The 9793-nt window shown below is 61.1% G+C and carries 10 protein-coding genes and 1 tRNA gene; 5 read left to right on the top strand and 6 right to left on the bottom strand.

Annotation, left to right across the window (positions count from 1 at the left end; genetic code table 11):
- Window positions 1-92: 92 nt before the first annotated feature.
- Window positions 93-485: a hypothetical protein gene (locus EOA86_RS09640; protein WP_126034263.1), complete on the bottom strand. Its 393-nt coding sequence runs from the start codon at window positions 483-485 to the stop codon at window positions 93-95.
- An 855-nt stretch (window positions 486-1340) separates the two neighbouring features.
- On the opposite strand from EOA86_RS09640, the gene EOA86_RS09635 reads away from it, so the two are divergent.
- From EOA86_RS09635 to EOA86_RS09625, 3 genes are all read left to right on the top strand, one after another.
- Complete coding sequence (locus EOA86_RS09635) at window positions 1341-1592, top strand: hypothetical protein (protein ID WP_091595315.1); 252 nt, start codon at window positions 1341-1343, stop codon at window positions 1590-1592.
- Between the two features lie 65 nt (window positions 1593-1657).
- Window positions 1658-1903 (top strand): helix-turn-helix domain-containing protein, encoded by a 246-nt coding sequence (locus EOA86_RS09630; RefSeq protein ID WP_236387255.1) that lies wholly within the window; start codon window positions 1658-1660, stop codon window positions 1901-1903.
- Entirely contained in the window at window positions 1887-3077 is a 1191-nt protein-coding gene (locus EOA86_RS09625) for a site-specific integrase (protein WP_091595079.1), read from the top strand. The genes EOA86_RS09630 and EOA86_RS09625 overlap by 17 nt, the downstream gene beginning before the upstream one ends.
- A gap of 106 nt (window positions 3078-3183) precedes the next feature.
- Here the strand turns inward: EOA86_RS09625 and EOA86_RS09620 are convergent.
- Window positions 3184-3259, bottom strand: a tRNA-Ile gene (locus tag EOA86_RS09620).
- 237 nt (window positions 3260-3496) lie between these two features.
- Between EOA86_RS09620 and EOA86_RS09615 the strand changes: the two genes are divergently transcribed.
- Window positions 3497-4207, top strand: coding sequence for an SIMPL domain-containing protein (locus tag EOA86_RS09615; RefSeq protein WP_065009271.1), 711 nt, complete (start codon window positions 3497-3499; stop codon window positions 4205-4207).
- Between the two features lie 236 nt (window positions 4208-4443).
- On the opposite strand, the gene EOA86_RS09610 is transcribed toward EOA86_RS09615, so the two are convergent.
- Together EOA86_RS09610 and EOA86_RS09605 are read right to left on the bottom strand one after the other, a co-directional pair.
- Window positions 4444-4806 (bottom strand): hypothetical protein, encoded by a 363-nt coding sequence (locus EOA86_RS09610; protein ID WP_127210837.1) that lies wholly within the window; start codon window positions 4804-4806, stop codon window positions 4444-4446.
- A 293-nt stretch (window positions 4807-5099) separates the two neighbouring features.
- On the bottom strand, window positions 5100-5546 hold the full coding sequence (locus EOA86_RS09605; protein ID WP_127210840.1) for a YcgN family cysteine cluster protein: 447 nt from the start codon (window positions 5544-5546) through the stop codon (window positions 5100-5102).
- Window positions 5547-5758: 212 nt separating this feature from the next.
- Here EOA86_RS09605 and EOA86_RS09600 point away from each other — a divergent pair, with 212 nt between their 5' ends.
- Window positions 5759-7894 (top strand): OmpA family protein, encoded by a 2136-nt coding sequence (locus EOA86_RS09600; RefSeq protein WP_128341374.1) that lies wholly within the window; start codon window positions 5759-5761, stop codon window positions 7892-7894.
- A gap of 348 nt (window positions 7895-8242) precedes the next feature.
- Here the strand turns inward: EOA86_RS09600 and EOA86_RS09595 are convergent, their stop codons facing one another.
- Entirely contained in the window at window positions 8243-9109 is an 867-nt protein-coding gene (locus EOA86_RS09595) for an NAD(P)-dependent oxidoreductase (protein WP_128341373.1), read from the bottom strand.
- A 107-nt stretch (window positions 9110-9216) separates the two neighbouring features.
- Window positions 9217-9793 (bottom strand): helix-turn-helix transcriptional regulator (locus tag EOA86_RS09590; RefSeq protein WP_206629990.1); only part of this gene is annotated, 577 nt, incomplete at its 5' end.

Raw genomic sequence — 9793 nt, 5'->3', positions numbered from 1 at the left:
GCATTGGCAACGAAGGTCACCGACACGGAGTCGGCAGCCGGGTGACCGATCTCGCAAAGTTTCGCGTAGGAACGGCTTTATGCCGGGAATCTTCATTCCATCCACGTGGTCGACGTACTGGAAGGTCTGCATCGCCTTGCGACTGCCGGTGTCTTTTCGGTCTTCAGCACCTTCCGGGCATGCGTGAAGTGTATCAGCGTGTCTTCCAACTCCTTAGCGGACAGCATGGGCTCCCCAGCCTGACCCGAAATCTCGGCTCGTATCGCATCCTTGTTGTAGGCGAGCGTCCGGGCCACTGGTCCCAGGCTGTGGTTTATATCGCCTGCGGATTCGATCAGGCTTCTACACGCCGACGCGCAGCCATATAGACTTCCCGCCTCATGTTCGCGGACCGCCACCTTGATCCACCTGGACGTACGGAACACCGATGCGACCGAAGCCATATGCGCCCGGTACAGCATCTCCGTCCAATAGATGTGCCCCATGTACGCCCGCCCGATCGATTCGTCGCGAGCCCTGTATTCGAAATCCGACAAGTCCTTGAAAGTGTACCTGTCTCTCATCAGATCAGGCGCAATGTCGTTGACGATGCGGCCGTAGAGTTCGGAATTCTTCCGAACACTGCGGACTTTTCTTAATGTCCAGATCGAGAGCTGGTGTCGAGGGCGAAACTTGGACCATGCAGCGATCGTCTTTCAAACACATCCTAACAGAGAAGCCGGACGCCATGCGAAGCACGTCGGTGACCGGCTGCTTTCGTATCTTCATTCGCCAAGACCCGACCGCCTACTGTCGGCCCAAACGGGACGTCTGAGTAGTGGCTCGCTGATCGCCACTCCTGGCGCAAAGCTGCCAATCGTTGTGCGGCGCCCTCGTCGACTTCGATCGACGAGCCGAAATTGCCTTGCTCCATCTAAAGTTTGAGCGATGAGTTAAAACCGATATGATTAGAAATATCGGTTTCAGCACCAAAGAGTGGCAACTCTGCGACGGCGGTTTTTCGACGGTCCTCGGGATAACGGCTCCGATTTCGACACTGAGGGAGGGTGCGCAAGAGGGCCAGCGGGATGTCGCAGGTGGTTAGCCCCGGTCGTGCACAATGCAATGTAGCCGTCCACCGACTTGCCCCACGAGTCCGCTTAGAAACGCTCTCCTCCCGTGATCCACAGTCCACACGTTGCTACCAGTTTACGCCGCACGAGCTAGTCAGGCCGCTTCCGCTTAACGAGGCTCTTCTTATTTTAGCCCAACACGATCTGCTCGCAGCGAAATGGCAACTAGGATGCGGCTTTGTGCTTCGACACCAACCCGCCCGGAGTATCAGGACCGAGGCAGCGTCCATGAAGAGTGACGCAATCTCGTATCCCCCACGAGGGCTATCTCGTGAGGAAGCAGCTCGTTACATCGGTGTCGGATCGACGCTTTTTGACGAGATGGTTGCCGATGGGCGTATGCCAAAGCCCAAGCGCATCAATAGCCGCGCTGTCTGGGATCGTGTAGCCTTGGATATCGCTTTCACCTCGTTGCCGGACAAAGACAGCGGCCTTCAAGAGCTGTTGGAACGAAGCAAACGGGGCGTGGAAAAAAGATAGCAACTACGCTCGTTGCGTATACGCTGCAGGCGTAGTACGATGATAGCCCGTGCGGAAGGCATGATGTGAACGAGAATGAGAAACTTGCGCAAGACGTGAAAGCATGGCGGGCAAAGGAAGGGTTTACTGCCGAAGCCGCGGCCAAGGTACTGGGAATACCGAGGCGCACCTTTGAAGGCATAGAGCAAGGAAGAGGGTTTCGTTACCCGGTGCTCCTGCGCGTTGCCATCAAAAGCAAAACCCTTTCGCTACGGGCGAGTCTGAAAGGGTCCCCCGGACTGAAAGGAGCATTTGATGGCTCGGCCATTTAAGGATGCCCGTTACCCTGGGGTATCTTCGCGCCTCAAGAACGGCAAGCTAATCTATCGCTACCGCGCAAAGGGCATGCCTGAAATCCGCCTTCCCGGTAAGCCCGGCGATCCCGAGTTCGAGGCGGCTTACGAGAAGGCCACGCAGGGTCAAGGCAAGAAGGCAGTTATCGTCGATTTGCCCGGTCGGGCACTGCCAAAAACCTTTGGTCATGCCGCGCGCCGGCTTGAAACGACAATGGAGTGGTTGGGCTTTGATGAAGCCACGCAGCAGAAGAATGCGCGACTGATTGAGCGTTTTCTCAACCTGCCGGTCGATCCCAACTACCCACTCACCTGGCGCAATACTCCTGTTGAACATCTCGACGCGGATCGGCTTCGCGCCATCATTGAAGGCATCTTCAGGACGAACCGCACAGTCGCCAAACACACGTTGGTCGCCATCAAGAAGCTTCTATGGGTCGCGACCGATGTCGAAAAATGGATCAAGCCGCAGGATGATCCGTCGCTATCTATCCGCGTGCGGGTGCCCAAATCGACCAAGAACCCAGCTTGGCCAATTGCGATGCGCGAAAAGTTCGAGGAGCGACACCCCATCGGTACAGCCGCGCGCACCTGCTATGCACTGGGGTTCTGGCTTGGAAATCGGCGCGGCGATATCGCTGCTCTTGAGTGGGACGATCTTTTAACCGAAGAGATCGAACTGTTCGACGGCTCGCTGGTGCTAATCGAGGCCTTTGATTTCCGCCAGAAGAAGAACCGCAACCGCCATGGCGGGCGGGAGATGTTCATTCCAGTCGTAGACAAACTAGCAACGGCCTTGGACCTGCTCGATCGCTCGAGAGGCGGCACGGTCTTAAAGAACGCCTATGGCAGGTCATTCTCGGAAAAGAGCCTGACCGGCATGATGCAGCACTGGACGCGGCAGGCGGGAATTCCAAGCGGCTACACGCTTCATGGCCTGCGCCGCACCTTCGGCACCTACCTCGCTGAATGCAACATCCAGGCGCGCGCCATCATGGAGGCGATGGGTCATTCCTCCATGACGGTAACAGATGAGTATGTGCGTGAGGCCAATAAGAAGCGGATCGCGGTTGATATTGCTCGTGCCATCAACGAGCGCGAGGCCAAACGCGACGCCATGAAGCGGCGGGCAAACCTCCGCATCGTCAGATAATCAAATCGAGTCGGAACAAACCGGGACCACGGTCCTGCTTTGGGCCCATAATGGGCCCAAAACGTTTTGGGCCGAGGGCACTTTTTGTGAATAAAAACAATGGTTATGGTGGGCCCGGAGGGACTCGAACCCCCAACCAAGCGGTTATGAGCCGCCGGCTCTAACCATTGAGCTACAGGCCCCACACGCGGCTGGATTAATGTTTTTCCCCGAACCGCACAAGGCTTTCCGAACTGGCTGGCCGAGATCGTCCAAATCAGCCCATATTCAGACATTAGAGCGACATGCGTCCACTTAGACGCGCAAAGTACGCTCTAACGCTTTGAATCTACGCATCGTGCTTGCCGAAATCGATTCCGATTTTTGGGCCGATGCGGTAGTCGACAAGCGCGACTGGATCGCAGACCGAGGAGATTTTTATGACCAGACATCTTTTGCCCTTGGCGGTCGCCGCCGCAATCGCGTTTCCGGCGATGGCCGGCGCGGCCGATTCGCCGCCCCCGCCCCGCATCGTCGTTACCGGCGAAGGCGAAGCGACCGCGGCCCCCGATCTGGCGCTGCTGACGCTCAGCGTCATGCGCGAGGCCAAGACCGCGCGTGCCGCGCTCGATGGCAACAACGACGCCATGGCCTCCGTGATCGCCGCTATGAAGTCGGCTGGCATCAAGGAGCGCGACCTGCAGACAGCCGGCATCCAGATCAGCCCGCGCTACAACTACACCAACAAGCCGGACGGCAGCCAGGAAGCCGAACTCATCGCCTACCAGGTGACCAACACGCTTTCGGTGCGCATCCGCGACATCGACAAAACAGGCGAGATTCTCGACAAGGCGGTATCGCTCGGCGTCAACCAGGGCGGCGGCATCTCGTTTTCCAACGAGGATCCGGCTGCAACCCTCACCGAAGCCCGCAAGAAGGCGGTCGCCGACGCCATGGCCAAGGCAAAGACGCTGGCTGAAGCCGCCGGCGTTAGCATCGGGCGGGTGCTGGAAATCACCGACCAGAATGTCGCGCCGCCGCCGATACCGATGAACGCCAAGGCCTTCGACGCCGCCCGCGAATCGGTTCCGGTGCAGGCAGGCGAGAATTCCTACACGGTGCAGGTCAACGTCACTTTCGAGTTGAAGTGACCGCCGCCCCGTGAACGGTTTGGCCTTTGCTGCATCAAAAAACCCCGGAGAACGGTCCTCCGGGGTTTTTTCGAGCCGCACCCTTCCGTCCTGGCGGAAAGGGGCTCCGCTACTCAAGACCGACGCAGAAGGTCTTGTCTCCGGACTGACCTTCGCAGAAGGTCATGTCCCAAGCTGACCTTCGCAGAAGATCATACTACCAAGCAGACCGTTGCCGGCAGGCAACGTGCCGAGGTTTACCGGTAGAGGACCGGGCAGCCGCGCTCATTGGCGAACACGACCAGCACGCGGTCGCCATACTGGCGGCCCGCTACTTTCACTGTGCGGCGGCTGACGTCGACAATACGGGCGCGGCGCAGACCCATGCGCTCGGCCTTATTGAGGGCACGGTTCGGCGAGCAGGACCGGCGCCAGTCGCGTTCGCGGCGGCGTTCGCGATAAAAATAATCGTCGTCGCCGGTATAGACGCCGACGCGCGGGTCGTCGTTATTGCCGAATCCGAGATAGATGCTGTCTGCCTGGGCAGTGGCGGGGATAGCGGCAAGCGTGCCGAGGCCGATAAGCGCCGAAAGGGCGACCGTCTTGATCGTGTTGAACATTGTCTTCTCTCCTTGTTCAGGGCTTCCGCCCTTCTTTATCGAACCGGTGTGTCTTGCTCGAACCAATGTGTCTTGGTCGAACCGATAGGGAAGAGAATGCGCCTGCGTATCTGAACTTTTTACGAACCAGCCGTTCATATTGGGTTCATGTGGCAACAAGAGGTAATTTCGCAGTTTCTCCACTTCCGGTTCTGAACCACTGGCCGGTTCTGAACAATCTAGCCGGTTTTGAACAATCTGGATAGAAACGCCCCTGTCGCGCAGCCGGTTCCGGGCCCTGGCTCGAGGCTCCCCTAAGGCTCGTCGTCCAGCATGTGCTCGAAATAGTCGTCCGGCTCGGCAAGATCGGTCTCGCTGGCGCTGACCCGGCCGCGCATCGAGATGCCGGCCTCATGCACGGTCTCGGCACTCCCCGACACCAGCCTGTGCCACCAGTAGAGATCGTGGCCCTCGGCGACCAGCCGGTAGGCGCAGGTCTTGGGCAGCCAGCTGATAGTGCGCACATTCTGCGGCGTCAGCCCGACGCAGTCCGGGACGCGCGCCAGCCGGTTGGCATAGTCCGAACAGCGGCACGTTTCGGCGTTGAACAGCCGGCAGCCGACGCTCGTCCAGTAGATCTCGCCGGTGTCTTCGTCCTCGAGTTTCGACAGGCAGCATTTGCCGCAGCCGTCGCAAAGCGATTCCCACTCGGCCGGGGTCATCGCTTCGAGCGTCTTGGTTTTCCAGAACGGCGTTTCCATTGACGGGATGTGGCCCCCGCTGGCGTCAAGGTCAAGCACCGCGACAGACGCAAAGCCGGCCGGCACCATAGGCCGGCACCATAGGAATGACACGAAGTCGCCTTCAAAACGCCGGCCAATCGCCGTTCGTGGCCGTTAATGCCTGCTAACCGGAACCAATCCGGTTGATGAACAGTTTGGGCCGGGATGGGACGCCAAAAGGAGGATTTTTAATGAAACGCCAACCACGGATTCTGGCAGGCACGGCACTTGGTCTGCTGATGGCGTCCGCGCCGTTGGGCGCATTCCCGTTGCAGGGCAGCGCCGCGTTCGATTCTTTGCAAGGCATGACGGCCCCACTGATCCTGGCGCAGTCTAACTGCCCCGAAGGCGAGTCGGCGGAAGGCTGCGCACAGCAGGCGGAACCGGAGCAGAAGCCGCGCAAGAAGCGCGAGCGGCAGGCTGAATCGGCTCCCACGGAGCAGGCCGCGCCTTCCGGCGACGAGCAGGGCAATCAACGCAGGAAGAAGCGCGAGCAGCAACAGCAGACCGAATCAGCCCCTGCCGAACAGGCGGCCCCGGCCGAAGAGCAAAAACCGCGCAGGAAGAAGCGCGACCAGCAGCAGATCGAAGCAGCCCCGGCCGAACAGGCAGCCCCGGCCGAAGAGCAACAACCGCGCAGGAAGAAGCGCGACCAACAACAGATCGAAGCAGCCCCGGCCGAACAGGCCGCCCCGGCCGAAGAGCAACAACCGCGCAGAAAAAAGCGCGACCAACAGCAGATCGAAGCAGCCCCGGCCGAACAGGCCGCCCCGGCCGAAGAGCAACAACCGCGCAGGAAGAAGCGCGACCAACAGCAGATCGAAACGGCACCTGCCGAAGAGCCTGCCGGACAGGCGGCGCAAGGCGAGAAGGTCGCACCTGCAAATGACGACGAGCAGGTCAAGCCGCGCAAGAAGCGGGGCCAGGATCAGCAGATCGAGGCTGCGCCAGCCGCACAGGACACGCCCGCCGGCGAGCAGGCCGAGCCGCTTCCAACCGACCGGGAAGCGGCTCCGGCTGAGGGCGAAAAGCCCCGGGATCAGGCTAAGGAACGTGGCAAGAAGCCTGTAACGGGTGAGCAGCCCTCACCCGATGAGCAGCCCGCCGATGGCGAGCAGGCTGCGCCGGCCCAAGGCGAAGCTCCGGTCCAGGGCGAAGCGTCCGATCCAAACGCGGCTCCCGTGTTCGACAGCCAGAAGGATGCCAAGCGCAAGCGCAAGGGCGGCAGGGACAACGCGCAAGAGACGGGCGGCCAGGACGCGGGTGGTCAGCCCACCCAGCAGAACGGCGAGCAGGCGGAAGCCCCGAAGCCGGCTCCGGTCGACCAGGGACCGCCGCCCACCGACGACAGGACGGCCCAGCAGGCGATCAAGCTTGAGAGAATGGTTCCGGTGACGGAGGAAAAGGGCAAACGCGTCGAGCGTGTGCCCGACGTCGAGGACATTCGCCGCCGTCCGCGTCCGCAAGGGGTCGACGTCGTCAGGGAACTCGGCGACCGCGTTATCCTCCAGTTCAACAACCAGACGATCGTGGAAAGCGACGATACCCCGCGCATGCGCCGTGGCGCTCGGAACGTCTACTATGAGGAACTGTCGGGCGATCGCACCCGGGAAATCGTCGAGCGTGACAACGGAATCCAGATCGTCACCATCCGCAACCGCTACGGCGACGTCATCCGGCGTTCACGCATCGCGCCCGACGGGCGCGAATACGTGCTGAGCTATGTCGACGAGCGGTACTATGAGGACGATGGCGACTGGCGCGATCCGGGTGACGACCTGCCGCCGATTCGGATCGACATTCCGCGCGAGGAGTACATTCTGGATTCCGAAGAGGTCGAGGATCCGGACGACTACTATGCCTTCCTCGAACAGCCGCCGGTGGAGAGGGTGCAGCGCCTCTACTCGATCGACGAGGTCAAGCGCTCTGCCCGTGTGCGCGACATCGCCCGCCGCATCGACCTCGACACGCTGAACTTCGAATTCGGTTCAGCCTCGATCCCCGAGACCGAGGTGCAGAAACTTGAAGGCGTCGCCAGCGCCATGGAAAAGCTGCTTGAGAAGAACCCGGCGGAAACCTTCCTGATCGAAGGCCATACCGATGCCGTCGGCAGGCCGGAGGCGAACCTCGCCCTGTCCGACCGTCGCGCGGAAGCGGTCGCCGAAGCCCTGACCAATGCCTTCAACATCCCGCCGGAGAACCTGACGACACAGGGCTATGGCGAGGAGTACCTCAAGGTCGACACGTCGGAGCCTGAGCGCGAGAACCGTCGCGTCGCCATCCGCCGCATCACCTCGCTGGTGGCGCCGGTAGCAAGTGCGAATTAACTCGCAATTCCAGAAACCTGACCCGGTTTCTGGAATCTATGCGGGAAGACGTAGCCCACCCCGGTTTCACCGGGATGGGCAATTTCCGGCGATGAGCCGAGGTTGAAGGAGAATGTACGTCGCGATTTAGCCAGGCATTGAATCGCGAGGTCGTCCACCCCAGATTCTGACCAGGGCTTCCCTGCCCTGTCCCGACTCCAGCGGGACACATGAGCCCCGCCGGTACCCCCTCGCCGGCGGGGTTTTTGTTTCCGGCTTCGGTGTTGAACTGAAGCGGATGCCTAGACAATTCTGCACGGTCGCCTCAAAGCCAGCAAGGCTGAGGAGTGAGAACGGCGTCTGGTGCCGTCAGTAGATACTTTTGATGTTGGTTTCCGAATTCGCAAACACCTCGTCGGGCACGAAGAAATCGCCGGCAAGCGGGCCTGTTGCATCAGGCGCATAGATCGAAAAATCGCTGACGCCCTCGGCGCGCAGCACCTCCTCGTCGATGTAGAAATTGCCGGTCGCTTCGCGCGACGGCCTGAGCAGGATCGCATGCGCGGCATCCGCCATGATATCGGACGAACGGCTCATCGCCGCTACTGTCGCCCCGCCCAGAAGATTGCGCACCGCTGCCGTATCGATCGTCGAGATCGGCCACAGCGAATTGACGGCGATGCCGTCCCTGGCGAACTCCGCGCTCATGCCCAGCGTGCACATCGACATGCCGAATTTGGCCATCGTATAGGCGACATGGTTCTTGAACCATTTGGCCTTCATGTCGAGCGGCGGCGCCAGATTCAAGATGTGAGGATTGTCAGCCAACTTCAGGTGCGGAATGCACATTTTGGAAACCAGGAACGTGCCGCGGGTGTTGATCTGGTGCATCAGATCGTAGCGCTTCATATCGGTTTCCAGCGTGCCGGTGAGTTGGATCGCGCTGGCATTGTTGATGCAGATGTCGATGCCGCCGAACTTTTCGACGGTCCGGGCGACCGCCTCGGCCACCTGCCCCTCCTCGCGTATGTCGCACAACATCGGCAGCGCCTTGCCGCCTGCCTGCTCGATCTCCTCAGCCGCCGTGTAGATCGTACCCGGCAGCTTCGGGTGCGGCTCGGCGGTCTTGGCCGCGATCGTCACATTGGCGCCGTCGCTCGCAGCGCGCAGCGCGATCGCCAGCCCGATACCGCGCGACCCGCCGGAGATGAACAGCGTCTTTCCCTTGAGCGACATGTCTTGCGCCTCCCTTGCAACATTACAAGCGTGATCCTTGCGCGGCGGTCGCGTGCCGCGCAAGGCCCAACACGCCGGATGTTGATTACGCTGCGTAGGCTCGGAGGTTAGACCAGCACTAGGCCTTGCCGCATGGCGATGGCGATTGCGTCGGTGCGGTTGGCCGCACCTAGCTTGATCAGGATCGCCGCGACGTGGAACTTCGCCGTGTGCACGGAAATGTTCAAGCGCCGCGCGATCACCTTGTTGGGCGCGCCCTCGGCCAACAGCGCCAGCACTTCGCTCTCGCGCGGCGAAAGCGCCGGCCGCTCGGTCCTGTCGTCGACCGGCTCCTCGTCGGAGAGGTCGTCGTCATGGAAAGCGAAATCGTCATGCCGATCGGACAAGGGGCGGCCCTCGCCCGAAATCCGGTAGCCAGCCGCCGCCAGCCGCGCGGCAGCAGCGATCAGCAGATCGTCCGCTGCCGCCGGCAGCACGGCAAACACGGTATCGGCGGGCCGCTGCCGCCTGCCTCGTTGAGACAAGAGCACCTGGGGCATCGCGGGATCGGTGGCCGCACCTTCCAGCCCTCCGCCCTCCAGGGCTTCTCTTTCCAGGCTATTGTCATCGACGACCGCGACATCGGCTTTGTCGCCGCTCTCGCTGTTGCCAGCCACAATCGGCAGCAGATCCTCGGTCGCGGCA

Source organism: Mesorhizobium sp. M5C.F.Ca.IN.020.32.2.1, assembly GCF_004023105.1.
GTDB lineage: Bacteria > Pseudomonadota > Alphaproteobacteria > Rhizobiales > Rhizobiaceae > Mesorhizobium > Mesorhizobium wenxiniae.
This window is presented reverse-complemented; position numbering and strand designations above follow the sequence as displayed.

Bases quoted from the DNA above. Each gene is read 5' to 3' on its own strand.
- EOA86_RS09640 (WP_126034263.1), bottom strand. From the start codon at position 485: ATGGGGCACATCTATTGGACGGAGATGCTGTACCGGGCGCATATGGCT.
- EOA86_RS09635 (WP_091595315.1), top strand. From the start codon at position 1,341: ATGAAGAGTGACGCAATCTCGTATCCCCCACGAGGGCTATCTCGTGAG.
- EOA86_RS09625 (WP_091595079.1), top strand. From the start codon at position 1,887: ATGGCTCGGCCATTTAAGGATGCCCGTTACCCTGGGGTATCTTCGCGC.
- EOA86_RS09615 (WP_065009271.1), top strand. From the start codon at position 3,497: ATGACCAGACATCTTTTGCCCTTGGCGGTCGCCGCCGCAATCGCGTTT.
- EOA86_RS09610 (WP_127210837.1), bottom strand. From the start codon at position 4,806: ATGTTCAACACGATCAAGACGGTCGCCCTTTCGGCGCTTATCGGCCTC.
- EOA86_RS09605 (WP_127210840.1), bottom strand. From the start codon at position 5,546: ATGGAAACGCCGTTCTGGAAAACCAAGACGCTCGAAGCGATGACCCCG.
- EOA86_RS09600 (WP_128341374.1), top strand. From the start codon at position 5,759: ATGAAACGCCAACCACGGATTCTGGCAGGCACGGCACTTGGTCTGCTG.
- EOA86_RS09595 (WP_128341373.1), bottom strand. From the start codon at position 9,109: ATGTCGCTCAAGGGAAAGACGCTGTTCATCTCCGGCGGGTCGCGCGGT.